The organism is Leptolyngbya sp. AS-A5 (genome assembly GCF_039962495.1).
Lineage (GTDB): Bacteria > Cyanobacteriota > Cyanobacteriia > Leptolyngbyales > Leptolyngbyaceae > Leptolyngbya.
This window is the reverse complement of record NZ_JAMPLL010000007.1, coordinates 1-26,042: the sequence shown is the minus strand read 5'-3', so window position 1 is coordinate 26,042 and position 26,042 is coordinate 1. Positions and strand designations below refer to the sequence as shown.

The window sequence follows — 26,042 nt, the reverse complement described above, 5'->3', positions numbered from 1 at the left end:
TGCAAAACCGCCTGCTCAGGTGAATAACATTTCACCATATCAAGCATCGAGTAGCAAAGCAGAAGATTCCTCAGAGTACGATCGCCTGTGTATTAGAGCGCTTCGGGTTAATTGTATAACGCAATCAACCCGAAGCGCTTTGAGAGTGTAGGAATTGTCGTAGTGCCTCCAGTATTTCGGCGATCTGGGATAGGAGCGTTGGTGCTTGGGTGAGGTCGTTGCTTGATGCCTGTTGTTCTAGGGCTGAGGTGATTGCCTGCATCTCATAAAGCCCAACATTTGCACTAGAGCCTTTGAGCTGATGAGCCAATCGGGAGATTAATGCTGCATCTTGAGTTTCTAGCGCAGTGCTGGCAGAACTTAAGTGCTGCTGAGAGTCATTCCAAAAGATTTGGAGTAATTCGCGCTCAAACTCTTTACTGCCGTCTGCGACTTGATGGAGATGATCCCAGTCGATCGCTAAATCCATGGGTTGTTCTACCGTTTGCTGTTCTAATAGCTCACCCCAATAAGTCAGTTTCTCACTGAGCATTTCCTTTGAGATGGGTTTACTGAGATAATCATCCATACCTGCGGCTAAGCAGCGCTCTCGATCCTCTAACATAGCATTTGCGGTGAGGGCAATGATGATACTTTGGTGCTCTACCTGTTGCTTTCGGATCACTCGCGTTGCCTCGTAGCCATCTAAAATAGGCATCTGACAGTCCATAAACACTAAGTTGTATGGAATTTGGCTCAGCATTTCGATCGCTTCTTTACCGTTAGCGGCAACATCTGCTGTATAGCCTAAGTGCTTCAGTTGATTCAGAGTGACTTTCTGATTCACGATGTTATCTTCAACCAGCAGAATTTTAAGCCTGGAGTTCGTCAGGGTCGGCAGAGTGCGAGGCGGAGGCAGTGTTGCTGGCTTCACAAGCTGAGCTGGAGACATCGTATTGATGATGCAATCGAGCAGTCGAGCCTGTTTGACGGGCTTGATCAAGTACGCAGAAAATCCAAGCTCTGCCATGTCTTTTGCGCCTCCCCAGCGATGCACTGAGGTCATCATGATTAGCTTCGTGCAAGCTAAAGTGCGATCGGATTTAATCAGTAACCCCAGCGTCTCACCATCGATGTCGGGCATTTGCATATCGAGAATTGCCAAATCGTAGGGCGCACTTGATCGAGCGCGAGTCCGCATTTTTTGCAGCGCGATCGAGGCATTTTCCGCTTCATCGACTTCAATTTCCCAAGCTGAGAGTTGATAGCGCACGATTGTGCGATTTGTTTCGTTATCGTCTACCACGAGCAACTTCAACTGGGTGAGATCCGGAGTAGGAATGGGGGTCGCTTGTGCGGCGGGTTGCTCCGTTTGCTTCTTAAAGGTGAGTGTGAACCAAAATCTTGATCCAACCTTTGATTTGCTTTCAACGCCGATCGCTCCGCCCATCAATTCCACAAGCTGACGCGAGATCGCTAAGCCTAATCCGGTGCCACCACAGCGCCGCGTCATAGACGCATCGACTTGAGCAAACGGCTGAAACAGACGTTTCTGAGCCAATTCGGGAATGCCGATCCCGGTATCAGTGACGGAAAACGCGATCGTCGCAGTCGTCTCGGTTTGCGACTCCAACGCTGCTTTGATCACGACTTCGCCTTGCTGCGTGAATTTAATCGCATTCCCCACTAAATTCGTCAGAATTTGCCGCAATCGACCGACATCGCCTCGTAGTCCGATCGGAATCTCGTGAGAAATGATTGTGCCAATCTCCAGCCCTTCCGCAAATGCGGCGGGAGCAAACAAATCAGCCACTTCTTCGACACAAGCTGCCAGATTAAAATCGAGCGTTTCTAGCTCCATTTCCCGCGCTTCGAGCTTGGAAAAGTCAAGAATTTGATTAATTAACGTCAGTAGGTTGTCGCCACTTGTGCGAATCGTTTCGACAAAATCGCGCTGAGTTGCGTTCAGTTCGGTATCGAGCAGCAATCCGGTCATACCCAGCACCGCATTCATTGGGGTGCGAATTTCGTGACTCATTGTGGCGAGAAAGGTACTCTTCATCTGCGAAGCGCGTTCCGCTTCCGCTCGTGCTTGCTCTAGGGCTAGGTTCTGCTCTGATAAGGTCGATCGCTGTTGGCGCTCTTGGTCGAGCAAACGAGCCTGCATGAGCGCGATTGCCACTTGATCCGCCAGTTGAGCGAGAAATTCCACTTCAAACGCTTGCCAAGGGCGTGGCTGATCACACTGATGCGCGATCAGCAGCCCCCAGAGAATCGGCTCTGCTTCCTCGTCTCGATGCTGCAGAATCGGCACGACTAAATTGGCTTTGACTTCAAACCGTCGCAATAATCGCTTATGGCAGGGAGTCAACGACGCGATATCAATGTCGTCGATCATTGTGGTGGCTCCCTGCTGATAGTATCGCCATGTGCCTTCTTTGAAGCAGGTATCTTCAATATGTTCGCCCAAGGCTGATACCCAGCCGTCTTTTACCGACTCCACTTCAACGACCCCATTCCACTGTGGATCAAAGCGGTAAATAATCACGCGATCGGCTTGCAAAAACTGCCGCACTTCCGCAACGGTAGTTTCAAGAATCTCATTGAGTTGCAGCGATCGACGAATTCGCAGAGTAATGGCTGCGAGAAGCTGCGATCGGGCGCTTTGTCGATTGGATTCTTCTTCGGCTTGTTTTCGCTCGATAAATTGTCCGACTTGCGACGCGATCGCCACCATCATCGTTGTCATGATTTCTTCATCGGGAGGTTGCACCTGCTGACTAAACAGGACAATCACGCCGATCGTGCCATCGCGGCTGAGAATTGGACAGCCGATAGCTGCATGAAGCCCGGCTTTTACGGCTAAGTGCGATCGCAAAAATAATCTATCCTGCGCGACATCGCTCATCCACAGGGGTTTGCCGCCGCTCCAAACTCGCCCCGGCAACCCATACCCGGGTGCAAATACCCACGATTTTGAGGCGTTTGCAAACTCACTGGACTGTCTTCCTAATCGGCTCCAATGCGCGGTACAACGAATCCCATTGGTTGCTTGATCGGCAATCCACAGTTCGCCAAAATCCCAGCCAATATGTTCACAAATCGTTTGTAGAAGGTGAGGAGTGGCATTGTTGAGGGTGGCAGATTCGGCTAAGACTCGCGTAACGGCGTGTTGAAGCTGTAGCTGCATTTCAGTTTTGCGAGTTTGAGCGGCAGACAGCTCTAGCCGCCGAATTTGACGACGCTGTTCTAATAGAGCGATTGCTTGCTGTGAGAGCGATCGCAGCGCTGCGCTCTGAGAGGGATCTAGACGTTGTGGAGTATAATCCATCACGCACAGCGTTCCGATTGCCTGACCGTCTAGAGTAATCAATGGAACTCCGGCATAGAACCGAATTGGAGATATTTCCGCGCCAGCAGGATGAAGAATCGGACGTTCTAGCTCCGGCGCATCTACCAGAACTAGAACGTCTGATTGCTCCAGCGTGTAGGAACACGGGGACTGTTGGCGTGGAATTTCAGCAACGCCAACTCCAATTTTTGCTTTAAAGACCTGTCGATCGGCATCCATAAAACTAAGCAGCGCGATCGGAGTGCGGCAGAGATAAGCCGCTAACTCAGCTAAGCGATCGAATGCCGCTTCAGGGAGCGTGTCAAGAATGTCATACCCATACAGTGCGGTTAACCTTGCCGCTTCTTGTTCCGGTGATGCCATCATAGGTCTTTATTAGGAATAACAAGGCATTCCTTTTAATGTATGCAGGGCTGAACTATAGGTTAGATCTGCTTCAGTGTATCGATCTTCCGTATTGAATGAACCGTCCGCTGCTGTATCCGGAGCAGCGAAAACAGTGTCCTTCAGTCCCGCAATAGCCAAGTCATGACTCCTAAAAATAGCAGCCAAAATGCCCATTGGGGAACCTGAAGATACGTCAATACTTCTGAGGGAAGTAGAACAAGCCGCACAGTCAGTAATCCAAGAAATAGTAGCACAGTCAAGATTCCGATTAACATGGCAGCAATTCCTACTAAATTAATCGATGTGAATAAATTATCAGCAGCTTCAAAGGTTCAGAAATAAAGTGTAAACAGTCGTGCCACCTTAAAACGCCTTTCATCCTACAATAAAAATTTAAGTTAGTGAAAGATAAATTTTGCAATAGTAAAAACTTAATACCGTAAGGAGTCTGAAAATGGTTCGATACATACAAAAAATAGCAATATGGGGAATAGGTATCTCCATGGCGATCGCGTCGCTACAATTTGCCTCTCGCACGATCGCGCAACCCGATACCTTCAGATCCTTAACGCTAAATAACCAAACGACTTCTGGCGTAATGATGGGATCGACTGGGGGAACGACTTCGCTGCCTGCGGTTGTGAGTAATCGCGATCGTCAGGGTCAAGCTTGCATCGGCTTTGGTGATTCGACTCCAAATCACACGCTGGTCTTGGAACGCCCTTTTTCTTCCCTAACGATTCGCGTCGATAGTGGTGGAGGAGACACAACGCTGTTAATCTCAGGGCCAGGTGGAGTCCGTTGTGCGGATGCTGGAGAATCCGGCAGAGATGTGCGATTACAACAAAGTGACTGGCAGCCTGGAAGTTATCGCGTTTGGATCGGAACGGTAACACCTCGCACGAATCGGGATTATCGCCTTATCGTGCGAGGAAATTAGCGGCTCTTGAACTTGGCTGAGTTGAAGATTGCCGCAGCCTTGCAGATCGGCTCTCAAACTGCTTAAGATGCGATCGCAGCAGAAGTTCGGACTTTAAGGGACTCACAGACGATCGTATCAGTCAGAATCGCGCTCACGGTCGCTCCAGAATGAATTTCTAAATGCGCGGTGTGGGGTGCTTCAAATAAGAGTCGTTCCCCTGGAAAGACTACGCGCTCAAAATACCAGTTCTCAATATCGGCAATCCGAGCAACTTGAATGTGGCGAGTTGTATTGACATAGCAGCAAAGGTCAAGCGTAGGATTTGCCTGAAATGAAGGAAAAGCCATTTTTTTAGTATCGGAGTTAAACTCCGGCGATCGTAACAGCGTTTGATTGATTAAAAGATCTAACTTTAAGTAGATTCAGTTCCCCAATTAGGCAGAGACGCGATCAACCCCGTGGAAACACTTAAGATTCTGACTGCTTTTCATCTCAAGTGCATTTAAACCGGAGAAAGGTTGTAAAGGTTTCATGAAATAGACCGCAGTAAGCTTAAGGATTGTGTTTGAATCTCAAGCTGGAACTTGTCGTAGTATCTGGAGCAGTGCAATCTAGAGAGAGTTGAGAAAGATTCGTATTCAGACGGTTGACTTCTGGAAATAATTTTCTAGCAGAGTCAGAACTGCAACTCTAAAGTCTTCGATTAAGATTTAGATTTACAGTTCTAGCCCGCCCAGTGTAAATTTTGCACTCAAGCGATATCGCTTGGAATATGAGTTACCGCATCTGCCTGTCCTTGCCAATATTCATGAATCAGCGCTTCTAGCTCCGATCGCTGGACTTCGGTTCCAATCGTCGCATCTCCAGGGGTTTCAAAAAAAATTGTGCTGTAATCTTTATCCATTGCCAGCATTTGAAACAGGATATGTATCACCGGAACAGGTAAAGCGATTAAATTTGGATCTGTTAAATCATAAGGACTCGAAGAAACGTCCTTGAGGCTGGGGAACGCATAAATTACGTTTTTCTCAGGTTCATCTTGGGCACGATGATTGAGGGTCAGCATCACCCAGTTTTGATCGAGTGTCTGCACCACGTAGTATTGGAGATGTCGCAACCGCTGCGCGATCGCGCGCAAAACGGGCGCGATTGATTCAATTAACTGAGGAGTAGAGCCGTCTTGGGGGGCTTCGTTAACCAGCATCTGAAGCTGTTGATCTAGATTCATATCGTGCCATCCGCAAATAATCAGGGATTTCTACCACCATTGTGATCTAGGCATCACAAAAAAGTTCCATCAAACCAATGAGAGTAAGCCATTGATTTGCACGACACTAGAAACCGTGGGGGAAATCTGCCAGAGCGTGGATGCGATCTTTCAGCTATTGCTTAACGAACTGAAACAAGCCACCACTGCATCTGAGCGAAACTGCCGGGAAGTTGCCGATCGACTGACCCAGGAAGTTGTCCGAATCTGTTCCGAAAGTAAGCGCATTCAAGCATCGGGAGAAGTCCAAACCTGGGCAACTGCGCTCGCCAAGCACCGACTTCAGCAATGTCTGGGATATTATCGCCTCGGTTCGCGTCGCGCTCGTGCGGAGTTGCACAGCAATTTGAGCGCTGTAATCTATCGATACATTACACCGCCGCAGATCCAATCGAGCTATCAGGCTCGACTGGTGCTGATCGAGGATTTTCTGCAAGGCTTTTACATGGAAGCGCTGAATGCGTTTCGCCGTGAGTCTCAGTTAGGCGCGACGTACACACCGCGATCGCCGCTCGAACTTTCGGAGTACATGGCATTTACCGAGCGCTACGGGAAACGACGCATCCCGCTACCTGGACATCGCAATCAGCAGCTCATTATCCTAAGAGCGCAAACCTTCTCACAGCAGCAACCTGCTGAAACCCTGGTCGATCTCGAACAAGCAGCAGAAGGTTCGATGTCGGAATCGGAAAACCCGTGGAGTTTGGCATCGATTCAGCAGGTGCGCGAACAAATGGTCGCCCAGGAACCAGAACTGGCAGAAGATACGCTCCGCCAATCTGTGATTAAAGAACTCGTCGCCTATCTCGAAGAACGCAAACAAACCGACTGTATTGACTACTTCACGCTGCGACTGCAAGATCTACCCGCCAATGAAATTGAAACGATTCTGGGCTTAACACCTCGTCAGCGGGATTACTTACAGCAGCGCTTCAAATACCATCTGATTCGATTCTCGTTCTCACATCACTGGGAGCTTGTGCATCAGTGGTTAGAGGCAGACTTAGAGCGCAATCTCGGACTCTCGAATCGTCAGTGGCAGACGTTGCACCAACGCGCTACGGCTTCTCAAGTTAAACTGTTGGAACTGAAGCAGCAAAAGCTACCGGAAGCGACGATCGCTCAGCGCCTCGGTTGCACAGTGAATCAGGTTCAGAAACAATGGTTTAAACTGCTTGAGCAAGCTTGGGAAATTCGTAATGACCAAGATTCCGGAGCAACCTCATCGGCTGATGAATAGGGTGTTATCACAATGGATCACGATTTAGCGACACGAACGCAAGTTCTTCTTAAACTGTTACACAATTTCGGTCTGGTCGATCGTTGCGATCTCCAGTTGGATGTGTTAGGACGATCGTTAGACTGTGATTCAGACCGTGATTTAAGTTGTGGGGCTAGTTCCTCCCCACAGCGCTCCTCACACGAGGACTTATTACACCAACCGGGAGAGATACCTGCTGTGCAAGATCGTTTTCATGCACTGCTAAAACGTCGCCTTCTGCTTGAGGCTCAGAAAAATCCGCCGCTTTTTCCTTGGGAGAAAGAAGAAGTCGATTATGACACTGAGCCAGCGAGTTACGAAGCGCAACCTGCTTTAGCCGCTGCATCTGTTTGGTTACATCAAATTCGTCATATTAATTTACCGATTCCTATGCCTGAAGTCGTGATGACCGAGCTTCTGGCAAAGTGTCAGTCGGTATTGTTTTCGTCGCTGCGAGAAGGCGCAAAACTGGTTCGAGCAGTGGATACGCTGTTCCCAGGTCAGGCTCAACTGCTGAATAATGTTGCAGGTTACGTCATGGTCTCACCGGCTCGGTCAAAGGTCGCCAAGTTGCAAGACCTCGCAACTGAACTAGGCGAAGCGTTGCCGGAGTCGTATGACAGCGCGATCGAGACGCAGCAAATGGCGCTGTCGCTACTTGCCGCACGGGAAATTCTCAGCACCCTAACGCTGACGGTATCCGAGCAGCAACCGCAGCTAGAGCGCGAATGGCTCACCGAACTGGGAGCGTTTACGCTCAAGATTCGATATGTGATAGAGCAACTACAGATCGAAGCAGTGCTTCCTTGCGGTGGCAGTTTGCTGTTTCAGGGCGAAGACTCCCGATCAACTAGTGATCGCAACGATGCGGGTCAGCTGAGTCTGGAGATTCGAGAGTTTAGCGTCAGTCGCGTTTATCCGTTAGAAGTTCGCTTGGGTGAGCAAGATTCACTCACGTTTGCGATCGGCATTCAGAAATAGCAATTTGAGGCTGAGGTTAAAGGGTGGAGGCGAACTGCTTTCACCCTTTATTTTTTGACTATCTGTACTTTCCCAATCCCAGAAATTGGAGAATCTTGAATCCAAGCTGAATCGCAGCGGACTTCTTTGGTTTCTTGATGTACGGATTCTTCACAGACTGGGAAAAATCATAGTCGTCTTTCATAATAGGAAAGCTTGTAGACTCAAGGGTAAAAGCGAGAATGTTGAAGCGAACATAACGTGAAGCGAAGTTAGCGCACTTATGCAATGGGTTCAAAATCACAATCGTTATGAATCAAAAGTAAATCATTTCACATCAGCAGCGGATACGGTAATGATGTGAGATCGATAAAGGCATCATATTGCCAATAGTAGTTAATAGCAGATTCAAGCTCAGCATCCGAATACTTACGACGCTGCGCCGCAAGATTGTAGCAGATATCCTCAAGCTGGTCTTTATAAAAAAACTCACGCACCTGCTCACGAGTGCAGTAAGCATCAATTTCTTCATCAAGGTAATCATCTAATACAACTTGGCGGCAGACTAAATCTAGACTGATACGAGTAGTGTCATACGGTATCATGAGCCAGTTATCTCGTGGTAAAGCATTGAGGTTGTGCACAATTTCACGCAGCGTGCTTGGGATCGCAGCTTCTTCAACTTGGAGCATTTTGAGACTCACTCAGTAAAATAGCAAGAGCAGCGAGGAATTTAGCAATGAGCGTTGTTGTCCCTGACGAAATTTTAACTGCAATTTGCATGACTGAGGCTGAAATGCGTCAGGAAATCGCTGTGATGCTGTTTCAGCGAGAGAAGCTTACCTTGCTCAAGCCAGTCGATTTGCTGGTATGCGCTGCATTGCGTTTCAACACCTGCTTGCCAGTCGTCAAATTCCAGTGCATTACGGCGTAGAGAATTTTGAACAGAACATTCAGACTCTACAAGAGATGGGTAGATTGTGTTAATGTGCTTAATCTCGATCGACTTCCTGTAAAGCCTTAAAATAGTCGATTGCTGCCACAATTCGACTCTCATAATGACAAGCAAATTCTTCAAACCACTGCCCTTCACTTGAATCCGGGTCGAGACTCTTTAACCATTCTTCAGCCCGAATCGCTAGAGCTTGACGACGCTGTTGCTTTAGTTGTTCGAGACGTTCTTGTTTCTGTTGGGCTTGCTGTTGTAATCGAAGCGCCTCTTGCCTAAGCGTTTCCTGGTGTTCCTGCTTCAATTGATCAAACAAAGGGTCTGGACTTGGAGCAGTTGAAGGATGAGGCGCTTGCGGTTGGGCATCAATCTGTTTCAGCAGACTATCGATCGGCAACCGATCAGGTTTAACCTCTGAAGCAGATTGAGATTCAGAAGATTCGTTATTTAAACTCTTGAGCAATTTGTCGATCGAGTCCATTGGCATTAATCGTAATTAATCGGCGATCGCGTTAATCAGAACTTCAGCAAGGCTCAGATCTGCCATATCGTCCATTGTAATCGTGTCGCAGATGTCAAATTTAGCACCCACGTCTTTGATTTGATCATCAAGCGCTGTGAGAAACTGCTTTGCGCCTGAATCGCTTCCAATCTGTAAAAAGGTGATGGCGAGTTCTTCATCACTCTCCATCTGCTCCGTTGAACGAATAATTGCCTCGATTACGGCACGGCGATCATCGGGTGCGCCATCTGTCACAACTAGAATGGTTTCGCCTGCCTTGGTTTTTCCTGTTGCTTTGCGATGAAAATAATTTTGAGCGGCATCCCATAATACTGATGCCAAATTTGTTGAACCGATCGGATCGTTTTCCATGAAAATCTGCTCGACTTTGCTCGAAGTCACATCGTCATAGCGTTTGAAGCGACTAGAGAAGAGATAAACAGTGATGCCATCGGGATCAAACTGTTCACACTTACGAGCAAGGGCAAGCGCTGATTCTTGAACCGCTTCCCAACGGCTTCGACCCCCGCTTTGGTCAGTTGCAGACATACTTCCACTTTTGTCGAGGATTAAGGTGTAATCTCGATTCTTAAGGGAATCAAAACCTGACATAAGCTTTCTCCGATGGACTTCGCTCTTAGGTTTCCCAAATTTTCATGACCAGATTTCAACTAAAAGAGCCCGGAAGTTCCCTTCCAGGCTCTAATGCTTTTTAAGCTGAAACTTACTTAATCAATCCCAACAGTTCAGGCTGAGAAGCCGAGATTTGAGGAGCTGCTAAACCAGGCATTGCAATTTGCTGTGCTATGACTGGAACTGCATTTCGAGCATTCTGTGCGACTTGAACGGTTTTGACATCGTAGGTTTGAGTGATTAGCTTCGGATAGAGACCGATCGCGACGATCGGTAGCACCAGGGAAGCTGTAATGAACAGTTCTCTAGGATTCGCATCTAAGAAAACTTCTTTTTCAACCGCTTTGCCTTCTTTGCCGTAGAACATTTCACGCAGCATCGAGAGCAAGTAGATCGGAGTCACAATTAAACCGACCGCAGAGAGCAAGACGATGACGATTTTGAAAGTCGAGGTGTAAGCGTCGCTTGTGGTGAAGCCAAGGAAGATTGCCAACTCACCCACAAATCCGCTCATGCCAGGGAGTGCCAGCGATGCCATCGAGCAAATTGTGAACAGAGCAAAGGTCGATGGCATTTTCTTCGCTAAGCCGCCCATGTCGTCCATATTCAGGGTGTGAGTGCGATCGTAGGTCACACCTGCCAAGAAGAAAAGCGCTGCTGCAATCAAACCGTGAGACACCATTTGTAACACCGCACCACTCATTCCTAACTCGGTAAAGGATGCGATACCCAGCAGCACAAACCCCATGTGCGAGATCGAAGAGTAAGCCATCCGGCGCTTCAGGTTGCGCTGAGCAAAGGAAGCTAATGCACCGTAGATGATGTTAACAATTCCGAGAATTGCAAGAACCGGAGCGAAGTAAACATGAGCATGAGGCAGCATTTCCATGTTCATGCGAATCAACGCATAACCACCCATTTTCAGCAGGACACCAGCCAGAATCATCGAAACCGGAGCAGAAGCTTCACCGTGAGCATCCGGCAACCAGGTATGCAGCGGGAAGATGGGAAGCTTGACTCCGAAAGCGATCAAGAACCCTGCATAAGTGAGTAATTCAAAGGTCAGGGAGTAGTCTTTTAGTCCTAACTCCTGCATATTGAAGGTGAAGTTGTCACCGTAGAACGCCATCGCCAACGCCGACACCAGAATAAAAATAGAGGCAAGTGCAGTGTAGAGAATAAATTTGGTGGCAGCGTAAAGGCGTTTCGGTCCGCCCCAAATGGCAATGAGAATGTACACCGGAACCAGTTCAACTTCCCACAATAGGAAAAACTGAATCATGTCTTGGGCACAGAACACACCAATCTGAGCGCTGTACATGACTAATAGTAAGAAGTAGAACAGGCGAGGCTTGTTCGTGACTTTCCAGCCTGCCAGCATGGATAGTGTGGTCACCAATGCGGCGAGAACAACCAACGGCATTGAAATTCCATCAACTGCTAGTGACCAGTTAATTCCAAGTTGAGGAATCCAGGAGTAGCTTTCAGTCAGTTGGAAGTCGGGGTTTTGGAAGTCGTAGTGTTTCCAGAACGCATAAATTGAGAGAACGAGATCCGCTAAACCGACTCCTAATCCATACCAACGAACTGTTTTACCCTGTTTGTCGGGAATGAGTGGAATCAGAAGCGAGGCTGCGAGGGGAAGGGCAATTAGAGTGGTTAACCAAGGGAAAGAAGTAACCATGACATCAGTGACCAGGTGTGTAGAGAGCAGGGGGTCGGTGTAAAGCACCAGTGACTCAATCCGCTAAGAAGCCCAATCAGACAATAAAGAAGGAAGATAGCGATCGAACTTTGGGCGGCGGGAGTCGTGGCGGCGGGTAATGTCTCTAGAGCGAGGCGGCGGTCACAATTCCCACAAGATACTTGGCGGATCAAGTGTTTTGCGTGGAGGAAAACCCAATGAGGATTTGTACCTACTGCACTAATCTTACTCCAGTTTGTTAAGCAAAATGAACTTAACCAACAGAATGTGGAGGATTTTGGATTGGACTATCAGAGGGTAGGACATAGAATTCCTTTATCCACAGAAGTTTTTGGTGATGACACTGCGAATCTTCTCTATGAATCAGCGCAAGTACGGATTGAAGTGTCCGCAATCATCAGAACTTTACAATGTTTAACATTATAGTAAGGCTGGATCAATTGTGACAAAAATTTAATATTTGCCCCTAACGATTGATAGGTGAGCGTTTGAGCACTTTTGATAGGGAAATCTGTGGGTTTACGTTTACGATCCCTTCGTCGCTTTCCCAGACACAAAACCCTCAAAGGCTTTCCTCAGATAACCGATTTGACCGTAGCTGTAGACTAGATTTTCAAAGCGTTGAGCTGGATCAGTGGCAAACTTGAGCGATTTATAAAGCCCGCGAACTAATCGTTCTCCGCCGCGCCGAAACTGTCCGGCTCCAGCTTCCCCCGCAATTTGCTCCCGGTAGCATTCACTAATGCCCTGCCACCAACCGCGATCGAGAAACCACTTTCTTCTTACCCGTTCTGGAGCGACATGATGGGCGACGCAGGCAGCAGGGAGATAGGTGACTTCCCATCTGGTTTGCAGCGCTAGATGGGTCATGTGAAGTTCTTCATTAGAGAGAAGATTTTTACCAACGCGCCCTAGGTTGGGGTCGAATCCGCCGATCTGATCGAGGAACGCCTTACGAATCGAGTAGTTTAAGCCGCGTGGAGTGAGTCCGGGACGATCGATTTGAACGATCGCATCGCCCAAATCGTATGCGCCTAAATTGCCAGCGAGTCCGTCAGACAGCCATTTTGGGGACGTGATCCCGTCTGTCCAAATCAGAGTAACCTTGCCGCCCGCGATCGCGAGTCTCGGATTTTCCTGATAGGCAGCGTAAATTGTCCTGAGCCAGTGCGGAGATGCGATCGCATCGTCATCCAAATAGGTCAAAATTTCGCTCTTCGCACTGTTTGCACCGGTGTTTCGAGCGACCGATAAACCAATTTCTGGCTCGTAAATGTAGCGGAGTCTTGGATCAGCGAGTCGTGCTTCAACGACTTCACGAGTACGATCGCTTGAGGCATTATCGACAACAATAATTTCAAAGGCGGTGAAGTCTTGAGCCAGAAGGCTATCGATCGCGAGACCTAAATAGCGATCGCGGTTGTGAGTGCAAATAATGGCGGAGACGAGCGGTTGCGGCACTTTCATAACAGGGCTTGAATCAAAACAAGCTCAGAGTACCCGCATCGTCTACTCTTTCATCTTGCCGTGCAGAGCAACTAACGATTCTGCAAGTCCACTAAGGCGCTGTTCGAGGTGCTGTTTGCGCTCGAGCAGCTGTCGGAGTTTGTGATAGCGAGCGATCGCTAAGCTTAAGCTGGGAATTTGCTCTGCTGGGCAGGGATATGACCAGCGCTGTCCGTCGGCGTTGATTCCGCAGAGGCGATATCCTGCTTTGGGGGCATCTTTTGTGCCGGGAATCGGTGCGGCGCAAATCTCTTCGATATAAGACATGAGACGATCGACTTCAGCATGGCGCAGAGTTGAAAGATCTCCTAACGGCTGTCCGGAGTGAGATTCGAGCCAGCCATCGACGATCGGTCCTTCCAGATAGAGATCCTGAATTTGACGCAGGGTTTGGTTTAACTCGATGTGCCAGCGATCGACGATCGCCTGCATGTCAACCAGTAAACTGGAGGCAAGCGAAGGATTGGCACTATTGCGATGAGTGGTAAAGTTTGGAGCTTTGAGTTTTGGGAGGTTAAGCGGTTTCGGCTCGATCAGGGGTTCGACGATCGGTGGAGCGGAAATTTCTGGCTCGATCGCTTTTGGAGGCTTAGTATGTAGCGAAAACGAAACCGATCTCGCCTGTGCTGCGGGTTCTGGATACGGAGCAGTAGATAAAGTGGGAACTTTTTTATTCAGTTGAAGCAGGGTTTCTTCAATCCGTCGCAGATCTTTCTTCATCGCTGCCGAAGTTTTCTTGATTCAAGGTAAAGGCTATTGTAGCGGCGAATTCGCTTTCAGAGTAGATTCTAAAGTTTTTTTATGGCGAAACTGATTTTAGTGACCGGAGCGGCTCGATCAGGCAAAAGCGAATGGGCAGAAAAACTTGCAGCCGATTCAGGAAAACCTGTCATTTATATTGCAACCGCTCAAGAAAATCTAGAGGATTTAGAATGGCAGGCCCGGATCGAAAAACATCGATCGCGGCGTCCTGAAATTTGGCAAACGCGATCGATTCCCGTGAAATTAAGCTCAGCGATCGTTGACTCTTCGGCTTCAGATTGCCTGCTCATTGACTCGCTTGGAACGTGGCTGGCAAACGTGCTAGATCAAACCGAAGCCGAATGGCAAGAAACCCTAGACACTCTTTTTCAGAGCTTCGATCGCACTGAAAGCCTGATTATTTTTGTTGCAGAAGAAACAGGATGGGGAATCGTTCCGGCCTATCCAATCGGGCGATTATTTCGGGATCGCTTGGGAAATCTGGTGCGGGAACTGGGCGCGATCGCAGATACCGTTTATCTCGTGGCTGGCGGTCACATCTTGAATCTGAGCCAGCTTGGAACACCGTTAAAAAGTAACCCCTAAAAATAGTTAGGTTTGCTGCGTTTGAGCATGACTTTCAATTACATTATGTCCCAGCAACCGCTCCAAACTTCTTATACAAACGCTCAGATGGATCGGGTAGAATCTCAATCAAATTATTAATACTTCAACAACTTCAATCCTTACTTAAACAAGCGTCATTCTCCTGCGTGATTTTTGGCTTCTGCTCCTGCACCAATGAAACCTATGGAATCTTTCGACCCTCAGAATCAGCCTGCGATCGATTCTGCTGAAACGCCTGATCCCCAACCCTCACCAAAGAATCGCAAGCTTTGGATTAGCTTATTTTGCATGGGTCTTTTAACCGCGGGCGGGTTTGGCTTCTGGCGCATTCTAAATCCGGAAGGAGAAAAACCTGCTGTTGCACAATCTCAAGGACAACCCCCAAGAGCCGTTGAAACCACTCGTCTTGGCACTGGAGCACCAACCCGAACGGTACAGCTTTTAGGGCAGGTCGAAGCCTCTAACCAATCGACCATTCGTGCTCAGACGGGTGGAATTGTAAAGGAGATTTTTGTGCAGCCCGGTGATCAGGTTACGGCAGGCATGGAGGTCGCAATTCTGGATGATTCAGACCAGCAGTTAGGCATCGCTCAAGCTCAAGCAAAATTGGCACAAGAACGCAGCAATTTAGCGCGATTGCAGGCAGGAACGCGATCGGAGGTGATTGTTCAACGTCAAGCAGCAGTCAATTCAGCAAAAGCAAGAGAACGAGAAGCACAAGACAACCTCAAGCGAACTTTGGCACTGGTCAGAGAAGGAGCCATTTCGCAGCGATTGTTAGTCGAAGCGCGATCGCAAGTCGATCAGGCAACGGGACAAAGACTTGCAGCACAAGCGAGTTTAGCGGAAGCGAAAGCAGGTCCAATTCGTGAAGAAATTGAGGCGCAACAGGCAACAGTCGCAGCAGCTCAAGCAACGGTAAATCAGGCAAAACTGGCACAAAGACGGACTCAAATTGTCGCCACCGCATCTGGGGTAGTGCAGACGCGCCATGTCAGTCGTGGAGATTTAGTCCAGGGTTCCGGGCAGATTGTGACGCTGGTTTCAGGGGGGGGAATCGACGTTTTCCTGGAGTTGCCGGAAGAGTTGGGCGGAAAAGTGACACCGGGAATGCCGATCGCGCTTACCACCCGTGCTTTACCCCAGTGGAAACAGCAAACCGCAATTACTGCCGTGGTTCCTTCCGCTGATGCGACTTCTAGAAGACAGCGCGTTCGAGTCCAAATCTCCAATCCGCCCAAGGGATTATTGCCGGGAATGGCGATCGCAGGTGCATTGACGCTGCCCACCACGCAAGACAGCTTTGTCGTATCACGCGATGCGCTCACGCGGCGACGCAATCAATGGGTTGTGTTTACGATCACCGACAACAAAGCCAAACCGATTCCGGTTGAACTGGTAACTGATATGGGTAAACAGGTCGCGATTTTTAGTCCAGAGCTGCGATCGGGACAAGAAATTGTGATTCGAGGCGGCGATGGCTTGAATGAGGATGCCCCCGTGAAAATTGTGGGAGGCGCATCGTGAAGTTGATTGAAACTGCGGTTCGCTGGCGACATGGAACGTTTGTGCTGTTCTGTCTGCTAGCAATCTTTGGTGTGTTTTCGCTCTTTCGATTGCCGCTAGAGTTACAACCCGGTGGAGATCGTCCAGAAATTACAATCAATACTGGATATCCGGGAGCTGCACCCGCGGAAGTTGAAGATTTGATCACGCGCCCGATCGAAGAGCAGATGGAAGAAGTGCTGGGCGTAAAAGAAATCAGCAGTGCATCCCGTCCAGGGCGCAGTTCGATCACGCTCACTTTTGAAGAAGGTGCGAGCGTCGAGAATCGGCTGGTCGATGTGCTGAATCGGTTGCAGCAGGTTGCCAGTCTGCCACCGGAAGCGCTCGAATCCAACGTGGAGTTAGTCGGGGGCAATAGCTCTCCGATGATGTGGATTCCGTTTGATACCCAGCCCGGATTTGAACCGGATCCCGATCGCTACCGCGATTTAGCAGAAGAGATTGTTTTACCGAGATTGCGGCGGGTTCAAGGAGTCGGACAGTTCATCGTTTCCGGCGGGCGGCAGCGAGAAGTTGAGGTTCGAGTTGATCCGAAAGCCCTAGCTGATCGAAATTTGACGATCGGCGATGTTGTGCGAGTGCTGCGGGAAAATAACCGTGATATTCGGGGCGGCCCCTTAGAGTTAGGGCGGCGAGAATATCGGGTGAGAACTCTGAGCCGATCACAAGATATTGAACAGATTGCGGGCTTTGTGCTGCGGCGGGATGCTGGAGGAACGGTCTACATTCGTGATGTTGCCAAGGTAGAAATGGGGCGCAAGATTCGCGATAGTGCGCTGTTGTTTAACGATAAACCTGCGGTCGCAGTTGGCATTATTCGGCAAGTCGGGGCAAACGTTCCTGAAATCTCCCAAGGAGTCAGACAGGCGATTGCCGAACTCCAAGTCCAGTTTGATCAGCAAAAAGAAGGCATTCGCTTTGTTTATAACTACGACGAGAACGAATACGTTAGCCAAGCGGTTAACTTTGTGCAAGAAAATCTGATCACTGGAGCGGTACTTGCGACGATCGTATTAGTATTATTTCTCGGTTCAATGCGAACCGTTGCCGTGATCGCAATTACGATTCCGATTGCCTCTGTGATGATTTTCATCGTGATGTCTTGGCTGGGTCGATCGCTGAATATTATTAGTCTGGCTGGAATTGCATTTTCCGTTGGTATGGTCGTGGATAACTCGATCGTCGTGATTGAAAACATCTTTACGCATATGCAGCGTGGAGAAAGTGCATTTCGAGCCGCAATCACAGCAACCCAAGAGGTTTGGGGCGCGATGCTTGGCTCGACGCTAACCAACGTCGTTGTGTTTATTCCGCTGTTAATGGTAACGGGTGAAGCAGGACAGCTTTATGCGGATATGGCGATTACCATGTCTTGCTCCGCCATCTTCTCTTTGTTTGCTGCGATCACGCTTGTTCCAATGCTATCTGGATTGTTTCTAAAAGAATCAGAGGCAATGCAGATGTTTGAAGGCGGGGAATATCGGGGGGGCAACTGGTTTGAGCGCTCAGTTGCCAAAACATCTGCCGCCTTTCGACAGATCCAAGGAAAGTTTGAGCATTTCCTAGCCAGAACTGTTCGCTGGTCGATCGGTCGTCACCACATGAAGCGGCGATTGCTTGTTTTAACAATTCCAGTTTCTCTATTGTTTGCGAGTTTCTTTTTGTTGCCCCCTGCCGACTATCTCCCAGAAGGCAATCGCAACCAGATTCAGTGGCGCGTTGAGCCGCTAGCGGGAACAAGTATTGCAGAGGCGATCGAGCAGTCCAAACCTGTGCGAGAATTTGTCCGCGCTCAGCCCGAAGTTGATCGCGTCATGTTTATCGATCGCCCAGGCGCATTGAGAGCGATCTCAGCAATTCTAAAACCTGAGTTTGCCACAACGCGCGGGCTGGCAGAAATGGTGAACCGCTTCCGGGCAGCGAGTAACAATTTCGCGGGCTATCGATTCATGGTTCCGATCCGTCCCTCGATTTTCCGCGATCCGGGCAAAGAATTTGAAGTCGATATCGTGGGCACCGATTTGAACCAGATCGGACAAATCGATCGCGAGATTTCAGGCAAGCTACGCGCTATCAATGGAATTCGCAATGTGCGATCGAACTTTGTTGTTGGTGCAGGCGAATTGCAAGTGATTCCTAATCGAGAACGGCTGGCAGAAGTTGGACTCTCGGAATCTGAGATTGGTTCGATGGTGGAAACGGCGCTCGGTGGCAGGCTGGCTTCTAAGTTCATCGATGGTAAAGAAGAACTCGATGTCTCGGTAGAACTGCAAAATATCTTCGTTCAAACCCCAGAGCAGTTGCGGCAATTGCCCCTATTTGCAAGGGGTAAACGCATTCAGCTTGGAGATGTGGCTGACGTTAGAGAAGCGACTGGAGCCGACGTGATTAATCACACCGATTTAGAGCGCTCGGTGACGTTAACGGCTTCTTTGGCAGACACGGCTCCTTTGAGCGCGATCGTCGATCAAGTTAAGCGCGAGATTCTCGCTCCAGCACAGGCAAATCTCCCCGCAGGCTACCGCTTAGCATTAGCGGGAACGGCTGACCAACTGGCAACAACAGTGTCCCAATTAACAGCCGCATTCGCGTTTGCCGTCGTGATTACTTATCTATTGCTAGTTGCGTTGTATCGATCGTTTCTCTATCCTGTCGTGATCATGGCAACGGTTCCAATGGGCATGAGTGGTGCTCTGTTGAGTTTGGTTCTCGTCAATCAAATTCCTGGAATGTCAGTTCCATTAGATATGATCACCGCTTTGGGATTCGTGATTCTAACTGGAATTGTGGTGAATAACGCGATTTTGCTGGTCGATCGCGCCTTGCAGCTTCAACAGGAGGGAGAAGATTACGATTCCTCGCTGTTAAGTGCGACCAAGGATCGACTGAGAGCCATTTTCATGTCGGCGGGAACGAGCGTTTTGGGAATGCTGCCGCTTGCAGTGTTACCCGGTCAAGGTTCAGAGCTTTACCAAGGTTTAGGGATTGTTCTCACTGGCGGATTAACTTTCTCGACTGTGTTAACTCCAACGGTAGTGCCAGCGTTAATGGGGCTACTGCGCGACTTTTCGAGAAAGTGATCGACTCCGATTCCAGCCAGTGAAATTGCAAGTATCAAGAAAATCGGCACAACGGAGCATTAAAAAGTTTTTGGGAAAAATAGGGCTTTTATGGTTCTAAAATTTGTCGTTTAAATCTGACTGCAAATGTGCTAATATTGGCGATACCGCTCAAATCGGCGGAAAACAAATCGGGGCGTAGCGCAGCTTGGTAGCGCACTACTTTGGGGTAGTAGGGGTCGTGGGTTCAAATCCCGCCGCTCCGATTAGATGAGAGCCAGTCAATGACTGGCTCTTGTCGTTTCTGGGAATTTGAATATCAGTGGTATACACACTGATATCTTTATTCGTTCTGGTACGCTTTAATGCGGTTTCCAAGGGGGTAGTGGTATAAGATTCGGTATACTAATTAATCCACCAATTGAGCCTTATACCACGAATGGCGAGAGGCAAGGTTGAAGTCAAGATTGAAGAGATGCGCGGAAATTTGCGCCTGCGTTGGACGCATGAGCGGAAGCGGTACTGTTTAAGCTTGGGTCTCAGAGATAACGCCACAAATCGTGCTCAGGCGCAAATGAGAGCGTCTGTGATCGAACGCGATATCGAGTATGGAATGTTTGATCCAACGCTGTTCAAATACCGCTCGGAGAAGCATGGCAACACGCCAATCAAGGTGTATGAATTGTTTGAACGACACATTGAATACAAGCGCGGAAAAATCGCAAACCAAACGTTAGACAAGTATCACGGGGTACTTAGCAACCTTAAGACTTACTTCCGAGAGCGCTATGCCGGGAATTTGACGGAATCCGACTGCGAGAAGTTTAAATCTTGGCTGTCAGAGAAACCTGCGCCGATTACGCTCAAGCAATAGTTAAGCGCAATCAAAACCGCTTGGGAGTGGGCGATCTCTCGGAAGATGGTTAGCGAGAATCCCTGGATCGAGGTCGTTAAACAAGTTCCACGCGGCAAGGTTAAAAAACCTCAACCTTTTACAGCTCAGGAAGTGCAGCGCATCATCCAGCATTTCAGAAGGTACTGTCAACTTAACCGTTCAAAGGCTTGCTTATTGAAAAATTGCCTAATTTTCAATAAGCAAGCCTTTGAACGGTTAAGTTGACAGTACCGTTCCGGGTGTCGGTGGGTTAGTGACAGAGGTGGCAACGTTTTTGCAATCATGGCAGGCTATCACCGGGCAACCCTACCGAAGGGTGATGGAAATGCGAATCCATCAACTAACCCAGGTTCAACCAGTAGCAACGGCAAAGGGGCATCTCAGGCTCGCCACTGAGGACGATCGCCCGTTACTACTGGGCTGGTTTAAAGCCTTTATTGCTGAGATCGGTGAAGTGGTGGTGAGTGAAACGCCTGAAAGGATGGTAGAGAGTGGGTTGAAACGCCAAAGTGTGCATCTTTGGGACGACGGTACTCCCGTTTCCTGGGCAAGTGGTAGTCAATCTTTACCGACGGCGGCTCGTATTGGTCCTGTTTATACACCACTGGAGTATCGCCGTAAAGGATATGCAACCGCTTGTGTCGCCACGTTGAGTCAGAAATTATTAGATCAGGGATGCGATCGCTGCTTTCTGTTTACAGATTTAGCCAATCCAACATCCAACCATATTTACAAACAAATTGGATACCACCCCGTCTGTGACTGGCACGACTATTCATTCATTTTCGAGGAGCAACCATGACCATTTACGATACTGTCAACTTAACCGGGAGTAGTTAAAATTAAGCACGGTTATCCCTCTCCAGTTTACGCAGCATCTTTCACACTAGTGATTTCCCACCAATCCTCTAAGCGATGGCGCATCTCGTTTTGCACTCAGGTCATGTTGCTTGCGATGAAAGTGGGATCGAATCAGGTCAGCAGTAGAGACGGTACTGTCAACTTAACCGTTCAAAGGCTTGCTTATTGAAAATTGCCTAATTCTCAAAGGCTGAACAGCTCATTTCTTCGTGGCTCATTCTCAATAATTAGAGAATTAGAGCGAAATCTAGTTGAGTTGACAGTACCGCTAGAACTGTAATCCGTTAGGAATACTACATCCATGCAAGTTCTGTAACATAGTTTCGTTCTCACACTGGACTAATCCCCTGCTTATGCATCCTGCCGAAGCACTCTGGGCACGCCACACCCATCGGATGGCTACCCGATCGACGTCCTACCTGTACCGGAGCCAATTAACGGACTCGCGTTTTTTCCTGGCGGATACGGACTGTGGGGTATGAAGCAGAGGTGCCCGCTGCCCGCCTTTCCGGTGGGCGGCATCATGGTGCTCGGTCAGGGCTTCCACTCAGAGTCCGGTTACGCTGAGTCGCGGCGGCTCGGGGGAGAACGCTTCACGCTACCCACATGGAGCAACCTCCTGAAGCTGTTCGAGTCCGTCGGGGTAGTGCCAGAGCACTACTTTTTCACAAATCTCTATATGGGACTCCGTGCGGGAACTGCCACAACAGGCGTATTCCCAGGCGCAAACGACGCGAAATTTGTATCGCATTGCCAGGCGTTTCTCTTCGAACAGCTCCGAGTCCAACGTCCGGCGTTGCTCCTCACACTCGGTGTTCTCCCACCCGTGATTGGAGTCCTCTCGCCGGAGCTAGAAGTTATCTATTGATACTTACTATCAACGCACCGTGAGGCTACGGGAGCATGTGCGTTGAGGGTTTTAGCAGGACGATTCAATGTCGAATCAGCATTAAACTGCAAGAAACATGAAAATTTCTAACATTCCAAAGTTGAAGAGTCATTAGCGAGAATAAGATTACAAATAGGCATTCCGTTGATAGAAACCACCCTGAAAAATAGTAGGAGGTCGGAGCTATGGATGAGCGTCATCGATACTTGCGAATCGCCCTTATTATTATTGGAATTGCTTTTCTCCTGATCTATCCGTTGATGAAGATCTGGTCATCAGGCTGGGCATGGCAACCGGGTCAATACGAATACGAACAGATGATCATCGGCATTTATGCAACGCTCGGTGTCTTTTTGCTATGGGCTGCTCGAAAGCCAGAAGCGCATCTCAGTTTAATCTGGTTCACCGTCTGGTCAAGTGTGGTGCATGGGTTGATTATGGCGGTACACGCAGGGATTGACCCTACAGAACGTGGACACCTACTTGGCGATGTTCCAGCATTGTTCTTGGTAGCAGTTGTTCTTGGTTTTCTAGCGCCGCGTGAAGTGGTGCCAGTGCATGAACCAGTGCATGAATGAGTGCAATATAACAATTTAAATGCAGCGGACGGTCGAAAGTTGCTGCTGTAGAATTCCAGGGCGTTTGCTGCCGCTGGTTTGAGCCGTTAGCGGCTCGTTTTCTCCATACTTGTGTACTGTTTCAATCACGTAGGGGTCTCCATAATGGCCATATGACTCAACGCGTTCGTAGAGTAGCCATTCTCATCATTGGCATCATTCACGGTGGCATGCCCTGGCTATTTGGCAAATCTGTTTTCTCGTCAAAGAGTCAACAGGTGCAGAATTTGGAAACAGCATTCGCGATGATTGAGCAATACCGTATTACCGATTATCGGAATCAGGATTGGTGCAAGAACATAGCCTACGCTGGTGGTCAATTCTCCGACACAGCGCATCCGGCAACCTGTAATCTCTTTGCAGGTCCGGCACCATCCTTTACGCCCCCCGCGACAGCAATTTCCAATTCTATTACCCAGGTGCTGCATCAATCAGGTGTTCGTATTGCGTTTTTTGACGCGGACTTCAACGCAGCGGGTCGTATTCGCTCTGCTCGATTCGATATTAACTGCTTCCTGTGCGGCCGCCTTCGCTATGAATATCAACCGAACTATGGCGCCGTGCCAGAGGATATTCCCTATGAAATGTGGTTTACGCCTATCAATCACAACTGGTATAAAGTCAACGGAGATTGGAATTAATGGTACACACAACCACAAGTCGCGTGCATTGATGTGTATCAACAAGAGCGTCGGTTAGCATAATATGCTGCTGTGCTGCTGCGATCGCTCCTACGCAGAGCAAAATGTGTGTGGCATGGGTGCCACACTGGTGCATAGACAATAATTTACCTTGAAATAGTGCTCAAAGAGTGTGAGGCAGAAAGCGTAAACGTTTTTGGGTGCTGTGTGGTTGCTAAAACTGCAACCACAACCATTTAGCAACCGTTTCTATTTACGGTAGCAATAGGTTCAAGTCGTATTCTTTGGCAGATCGGTTATCGAAGGATGTGTGGTGATGCAGGTTCAACGATTCATATGTGGGGCAATTGGGTTATCGGTTGCGATCGCTAGCAGTAGCCATGCCCACTTCCCGCCCTTGTCCTCGTTTTCCGTTGTTGGACGCCCAGCGATCGCGTCATCGCAGCCAACCATTGTGTTTGAGCAGATACGATTACCTCGTTCCGTTGCAAATACCGTGAGACGCACCCTTCAGCAAGACTCTCAAAACCGCATCGATAACGTTCGCACTATTGCATCTCCCATTCAAAATGTGTCAGAAGAGATGCGATCGCACATTGACATGGTCAGCCTCTCTAATACACTGACCAATGCGGTTATACAGGATGCCCAAGAACGGTTCAACACCCCTGAACTGATGCTTGAAATGGCTTCAGATTCACCAACCAATATCGGTATCCAGCTTGAATCGATTGAATCAGTTATCTGGAACGAATGTAGGGGTAATTCTGGACCCTCCCGCTCGATGCGTGGCCTCTGTCCTGACATTGATGTATTTGGGTGGCGAGTGGTTGTTGCAGGAAGGGCTCTCTCTGAGCCGCTCCGCCTGGTTTACTATATCCCGCAGGGGGCTGAAGTCGGTTTCTGGACACCCCAACCGGACGGGTTGCAAAGTTTATCAGAAGCCGTACAACGGCGAATTCTTACCCAAGTCGCAGAGGATGCTGGAATTTCCACCTCCAGTTTGCACCTGTTCTGGGCAGAGGCTCGCTTCTTTGATCGCTCTTTGAATACTCGTGAAGGTGCCCTCAGTTGTAGCATGGATATTCGTCCAGGCTGGGCGGTGCAAATCATGGTCGATCAGGCAATCTCCGGCACGTCGACACAGCAACCTCTGTGGGTCTACCACACCAATATCACGGGCACTGATGTCCGTCGGGTTAGCCAGGGTCAGTGGATGCCACCTCCGTGATGGTGCCAACCATGCCATAGCTATAGGCACATACAGCCGTTGCCAGAACTAAACAGCGGCAAAGGGTGAAGCGCAATCGCACCTTCAACCGATCGTTAATCCCGCCGCTCTGCCAGAAATTCCCAAGCCACTAGCCCAAACATTAACGCCAGAATGAGCCATGCCTTGCTCGGCATGGGGAAATCGATCAACAGGCAAGGATTAGCCAGTTTTAGCCAGATGTTAGCCTACTATTACGCAGTTTTTGAGGTGGCTAACCCACTCATAACCCTTGTTCTGTCTGTATTTCTACTTCTTTAACCTGAATCTCCAACGAAAGCGCACCTCCGGGCAGGGTGCCTTCGTTGGAAACTCACGTTAAACTATTGCTGTTGCAGACCGCTTGTCTAAATTTAACTTTACAAAAGTTTTATTAGCGTCTTGATGACAAGGTTTGATCGGCGGACACAGATTTCTCTTTAACATTGCGCTCTGACGCTAACATTGTTTTAACTTGTTTCAGTAACTCGTCTTGTTCTTGTCGTAAAGCTTCTAATCGATCAAGCACTTCCATCAATCGTTGAGAAGAATCAGGCTTAACGAATCGACGCGGCAAAAGCAGCCGTTTGAATCCAGTAAACGGTAATTTTAGAATCGGTGAAATCAACTGAACAGTTGCATCCACCAGCGCCGTTAACAAACTAAATGCGAGCCAAAGGACAAGAATCGCAATGCCCATGCTCCAAAGTGGATGCAACAGAATCCAGGCAAAAATGGGATGTACATCGATCCAAGCTTGCACAGAATTTTGGACATTCGCGGTAAGAGTATCGCTTAAGCTTCCGGCTTTGTGAAGAGGAAGAGTAGCCGTTTCTTTCATTTTTTCTCCTACCCTTGAAAGGGTTCCTTCAATTTGCTGCATCCTTTCAGAAATTCCAGTTGGAGTAAGCGGATTCATCGTGTTCTCCCTCAATACGACCTATTCTTAGCGTGCTCTAGATCGAAAAAAATTGCACCACGATCAAAACGATTGAGCAAAATGCAGCACAGAACAAATGCTGGGACCTGTGGCTGGCTTTCCAAAGATTTCCATCAGAAGAGCCATTCAATCACGTTGATCCAGATGTCTAGAACACGACTCAATTCTCTAAAGTATTCAGCGCGATCGCACCCCCCCAACCTAAGATCATCTTCCCGGATCACGCCGCTCTGCCAGAAATCCCCAGGCTACTAGCCCAAGCCTGAGCGCCAGAGTGACCCATGCCTCGATCGTGCCCATGACGACCGCGGGTGCAGAGTTCCCAGAATGAGTGCGATCGTACTTGAACGGGCTGCCGTCTTGAGGGTTGGGTCGGTTTTCTGTTTGCCACGGTAGCTGTGCTCTAATGGTCTGAACTTTCTCAGTACCGCATGCTCGGAAGGAATACAAGGTCGAACACCTCGCCTAAACCAATTCCCAATCCAGCGATAACAGCAAGATAAATCCATATCTGCCGCTGCTCAAAACCCGCAG

General features: G+C 48.8%; 23 protein-coding genes, 1 tRNA gene and 2 pseudogenes. 14 read left to right on the top strand and 12 right to left on the bottom strand.

From position 1 onward, the window contains the following. Positions 1-124: 124 nt before the first annotated feature. Positions 125-3,697, bottom strand: coding sequence for a GAF domain-containing protein (locus NC980_RS10845; protein WP_190376199.1), 3,573 nt, complete (start codon positions 3,695-3,697; stop codon positions 125-127). Between the two features lie 140 nt (positions 3,698-3,837). Beyond that, positions 3,838-3,993: a hypothetical protein gene (locus NC980_RS10840; RefSeq protein ID WP_190376198.1), complete on the bottom strand. Its 156-nt coding sequence runs from the start codon at positions 3,991-3,993 to the stop codon at positions 3,838-3,840. A 227-nt stretch (positions 3,994-4,220) separates the two neighbouring features. Between NC980_RS10840 and NC980_RS10835 the strand changes: the two genes are divergently transcribed. Further along, a complete protein-coding gene (locus NC980_RS10835; RefSeq protein WP_190376197.1) occupies positions 4,221-4,658 on the top strand; it encodes a hypothetical protein in 438 nt (145 codons plus the stop codon). Between the two features lie 89 nt (positions 4,659-4,747). On the opposite strand, the pseudogene NC980_RS10830 reads toward NC980_RS10835, so the two are convergent. Next, positions 4,748-4,987 (bottom strand): annotated as a pseudogene (locus NC980_RS10830) (DUF1830 domain-containing protein); the annotation flags it as partial. Between the two features lie 404 nt (positions 4,988-5,391). Beyond that, positions 5,392-5,868: a hypothetical protein gene (locus NC980_RS10825; protein WP_190376195.1), complete on the bottom strand. Its 477-nt coding sequence runs from the start codon at positions 5,866-5,868 to the stop codon at positions 5,392-5,394. A 115-nt stretch (positions 5,869-5,983) separates the two neighbouring features. Here NC980_RS10825 and hetZ point away from each other — a divergent pair, with 115 nt between their 5' ends. Next, positions 5,984-7,147, top strand: coding sequence for a heterocyst differentiation protein HetZ (hetZ, locus tag NC980_RS10820; protein WP_190376365.1), 1,164 nt, complete (start codon positions 5,984-5,986; stop codon positions 7,145-7,147). A 219-nt stretch (positions 7,148-7,366) separates the two neighbouring features. Next, a complete protein-coding gene (locus NC980_RS10815) occupies positions 7,367-8,149 on the top strand; it encodes a PatU (protein WP_348253922.1) in 783 nt (260 codons plus the stop codon). Between the two features lie 311 nt (positions 8,150-8,460). On the opposite strand, the gene NC980_RS10810 is transcribed toward NC980_RS10815, so the two are convergent. Then, a complete protein-coding gene (locus NC980_RS10810) occupies positions 8,461-8,820 on the bottom strand; it encodes a hypothetical protein (protein WP_190376193.1) in 360 nt (119 codons plus the stop codon). A gap of 47 nt (positions 8,821-8,867) precedes the next feature. Here NC980_RS10810 and NC980_RS10805 point away from each other — a divergent pair. After that, positions 8,868-9,115 (top strand): annotated as a pseudogene (locus tag NC980_RS10805) (UPF0175 family protein). Positions 9,116-9,120: 5 nt separating this feature from the next. Here the strand turns inward: NC980_RS10805 and NC980_RS10800 are convergent. The 5 genes from NC980_RS10800 to NC980_RS10780 all read right to left on the bottom strand — a co-directional run bounded on the left by NC980_RS10800 (position 9,121) and on the right by NC980_RS10780 (position 14,143). Next, positions 9,121-9,558 (bottom strand): hypothetical protein, encoded by a 438-nt coding sequence (locus tag NC980_RS10800; protein WP_190376192.1) that lies wholly within the window; start codon positions 9,556-9,558, stop codon positions 9,121-9,123. 15 nt (positions 9,559-9,573) lie between these two features. After that, positions 9,574-10,191: a VWA domain-containing protein gene (locus NC980_RS10795; protein WP_190376191.1), complete on the bottom strand. Its 618-nt coding sequence runs from the start codon at positions 10,189-10,191 to the stop codon at positions 9,574-9,576. 112 nt (positions 10,192-10,303) lie between these two features. Then, complete coding sequence (locus NC980_RS10790) at positions 10,304-11,896, bottom strand: NAD(P)H-quinone oxidoreductase subunit 4 (RefSeq protein WP_190376190.1); 1,593 nt, start codon at positions 11,894-11,896, stop codon at positions 10,304-10,306. Between the two features lie 546 nt (positions 11,897-12,442). Further along, positions 12,443-13,378, bottom strand: a complete 936-nt coding sequence (locus NC980_RS10785) for a glycosyltransferase (RefSeq protein WP_190376364.1) — start codon at positions 13,376-13,378, stop codon at positions 12,443-12,445. A 48-nt stretch (positions 13,379-13,426) separates the two neighbouring features. Next, entirely contained in the window at positions 13,427-14,143 is a 717-nt protein-coding gene (locus tag NC980_RS10780) for a hypothetical protein (RefSeq protein ID WP_190376189.1), read from the bottom strand. An 81-nt stretch (positions 14,144-14,224) separates the two neighbouring features. Between NC980_RS10780 and cobU the strand changes: the two genes are divergently transcribed. From cobU to NC980_RS10730, 10 genes are all read left to right on the top strand, one after another. Then, positions 14,225-14,770 carry a bifunctional adenosylcobinamide kinase/adenosylcobinamide-phosphate guanylyltransferase gene (cobU, locus tag NC980_RS10775; RefSeq protein ID WP_190376188.1) on the top strand — a complete coding sequence of 182 codons (546 nt, stop codon included), beginning with the start codon at positions 14,225-14,227 and terminating at the stop codon, positions 14,768-14,770. A gap of 204 nt (positions 14,771-14,974) precedes the next feature. After that, positions 14,975-16,318 (top strand): efflux RND transporter periplasmic adaptor subunit, encoded by a 1,344-nt coding sequence (locus NC980_RS10770; RefSeq protein ID WP_190376187.1) that lies wholly within the window; start codon positions 14,975-14,977, stop codon positions 16,316-16,318. Continuing rightward, positions 16,315-19,437, top strand: coding sequence for an efflux RND transporter permease subunit (locus tag NC980_RS10765; RefSeq protein ID WP_190376186.1), 3,123 nt, complete (start codon positions 16,315-16,317; stop codon positions 19,435-19,437). Before NC980_RS10770 ends, NC980_RS10765 begins: the two co-directional genes overlap by 4 nt. Positions 19,438-19,608: 171 nt before the next feature. Then, positions 19,609-19,682, top strand: a tRNA-Pro gene (locus NC980_RS10760). Between the two features lie 173 nt (positions 19,683-19,855). After that, positions 19,856-20,290, top strand: coding sequence for a DUF3596 domain-containing protein (locus NC980_RS10755; protein ID WP_190376185.1), 435 nt, complete (start codon positions 19,856-19,858; stop codon positions 20,288-20,290). Between the two features lie 346 nt (positions 20,291-20,636). After that, positions 20,637-21,113 carry a GNAT family N-acetyltransferase gene (locus NC980_RS10750; RefSeq protein WP_199298450.1) on the top strand — a complete coding sequence of 159 codons (477 nt, stop codon included), beginning with the start codon at positions 20,637-20,639 and terminating at the stop codon, positions 21,111-21,113. Positions 21,114-21,851: 738 nt separating this feature from the next. Further along, entirely contained in the window at positions 21,852-22,040 is a 189-nt protein-coding gene (locus tag NC980_RS10745) for a hypothetical protein (protein ID WP_190376183.1), read from the top strand. 206 nt (positions 22,041-22,246) lie between these two features. Beyond that, the gene (locus tag NC980_RS10740) at positions 22,247-22,639 is read left to right on the top strand and encodes a DUF6632 domain-containing protein (RefSeq protein WP_190376182.1); all 393 of its coding nucleotides are present in this window, start codon (positions 22,247-22,249) and stop codon (positions 22,637-22,639) included. 152 nt (positions 22,640-22,791) lie between these two features. Continuing rightward, positions 22,792-23,319: a hypothetical protein gene (locus NC980_RS10735; protein ID WP_190376181.1), complete on the top strand. Its 528-nt coding sequence runs from the start codon at positions 22,792-22,794 to the stop codon at positions 23,317-23,319. A 316-nt stretch (positions 23,320-23,635) separates the two neighbouring features. Continuing rightward, the gene (locus NC980_RS10730; RefSeq protein ID WP_190376180.1) at positions 23,636-24,550 is read left to right on the top strand and encodes a hypothetical protein; all 915 of its coding nucleotides are present in this window, start codon (positions 23,636-23,638) and stop codon (positions 24,548-24,550) included. A 412-nt stretch (positions 24,551-24,962) separates the two neighbouring features. Here NC980_RS10730 and NC980_RS10725 read toward each other — a convergent pair whose 3' ends face one another. Together NC980_RS10725 and NC980_RS10720 are read right to left on the bottom strand one after the other, a co-directional pair. Beyond that, complete coding sequence (locus NC980_RS10725) at positions 24,963-25,409, bottom strand: hypothetical protein (RefSeq protein ID WP_348253921.1); 447 nt, start codon at positions 25,407-25,409, stop codon at positions 24,963-24,965. A 319-nt stretch (positions 25,410-25,728) separates the two neighbouring features. Beyond that, on the bottom strand, positions 25,729-25,899 hold the full coding sequence (locus NC980_RS10720; RefSeq protein ID WP_206753814.1) for a hypothetical protein: 171 nt from the start codon (positions 25,897-25,899) through the stop codon (positions 25,729-25,731). Positions 25,900-26,042 lie beyond the last annotated feature (143 nt).

Excerpts from the sequence above, each read along its gene's own strand:
- NC980_RS10755 (WP_190376185.1), top strand. The coding sequence starts at position 19,856 with ATGGCGAGAGGCAAGGTTGAAGTCAAGATTGAAGAGATGCGCGGAAAT.
- NC980_RS10725 (WP_348253921.1), bottom strand. The coding sequence starts at position 25,409 with ATGAAAGAAACGGCTACTCTTCCTCTTCACAAAGCCGGAAGCTTAAGC.
- NC980_RS10750 (WP_199298450.1), top strand. The coding sequence starts at position 20,637 with ATGCGAATCCATCAACTAACCCAGGTTCAACCAGTAGCAACGGCAAAG.
- NC980_RS10795 (WP_190376191.1), bottom strand. The coding sequence starts at position 10,191 with ATGTCAGGTTTTGATTCCCTTAAGAATCGAGATTACACCTTAATCCTC.
- NC980_RS10770 (WP_190376187.1), top strand. The coding sequence starts at position 14,975 with ATGGAATCTTTCGACCCTCAGAATCAGCCTGCGATCGATTCTGCTGAA.
- NC980_RS10845 (WP_190376199.1), bottom strand. The coding sequence starts at position 3,697 with ATGATGGCATCACCGGAACAAGAAGCGGCAAGGTTAACCGCACTGTAT.
- cobU (WP_190376188.1), top strand. The coding sequence starts at position 14,225 with ATGGCGAAACTGATTTTAGTGACCGGAGCGGCTCGATCAGGCAAAAGC.
- NC980_RS10740 (WP_190376182.1), top strand. The coding sequence starts at position 22,247 with ATGGATGAGCGTCATCGATACTTGCGAATCGCCCTTATTATTATTGGA.
- NC980_RS10800 (WP_190376192.1), bottom strand. The coding sequence starts at position 9,558 with ATGGACTCGATCGACAAATTGCTCAAGAGTTTAAATAACGAATCTTCT.
- NC980_RS10745 (WP_190376183.1), top strand. The coding sequence starts at position 21,852 with ATGGGACTCCGTGCGGGAACTGCCACAACAGGCGTATTCCCAGGCGCA.
- NC980_RS10810 (WP_190376193.1), bottom strand. The coding sequence starts at position 8,820 with ATGCTCCAAGTTGAAGAAGCTGCGATCCCAAGCACGCTGCGTGAAATT.
- NC980_RS10825 (WP_190376195.1), bottom strand. The coding sequence starts at position 5,868 with ATGAATCTAGATCAACAGCTTCAGATGCTGGTTAACGAAGCCCCCCAA.
- NC980_RS10840 (WP_190376198.1), bottom strand. The coding sequence starts at position 3,993 with ATGTTAATCGGAATCTTGACTGTGCTACTATTTCTTGGATTACTGACT.
- NC980_RS10790 (WP_190376190.1), bottom strand. The coding sequence starts at position 11,896 with ATGGTTACTTCTTTCCCTTGGTTAACCACTCTAATTGCCCTTCCCCTC.
- NC980_RS10730 (WP_190376180.1), top strand. The coding sequence starts at position 23,636 with ATGCAGGTTCAACGATTCATATGTGGGGCAATTGGGTTATCGGTTGCG.
- NC980_RS10835 (WP_190376197.1), top strand. The coding sequence starts at position 4,221 with ATGGCGATCGCGTCGCTACAATTTGCCTCTCGCACGATCGCGCAACCC.
- NC980_RS10735 (WP_190376181.1), top strand. The coding sequence starts at position 22,792 with ATGACTCAACGCGTTCGTAGAGTAGCCATTCTCATCATTGGCATCATT.
- NC980_RS10780 (WP_190376189.1), bottom strand. The coding sequence starts at position 14,143 with ATGAAGAAAGATCTGCGACGGATTGAAGAAACCCTGCTTCAACTGAAT.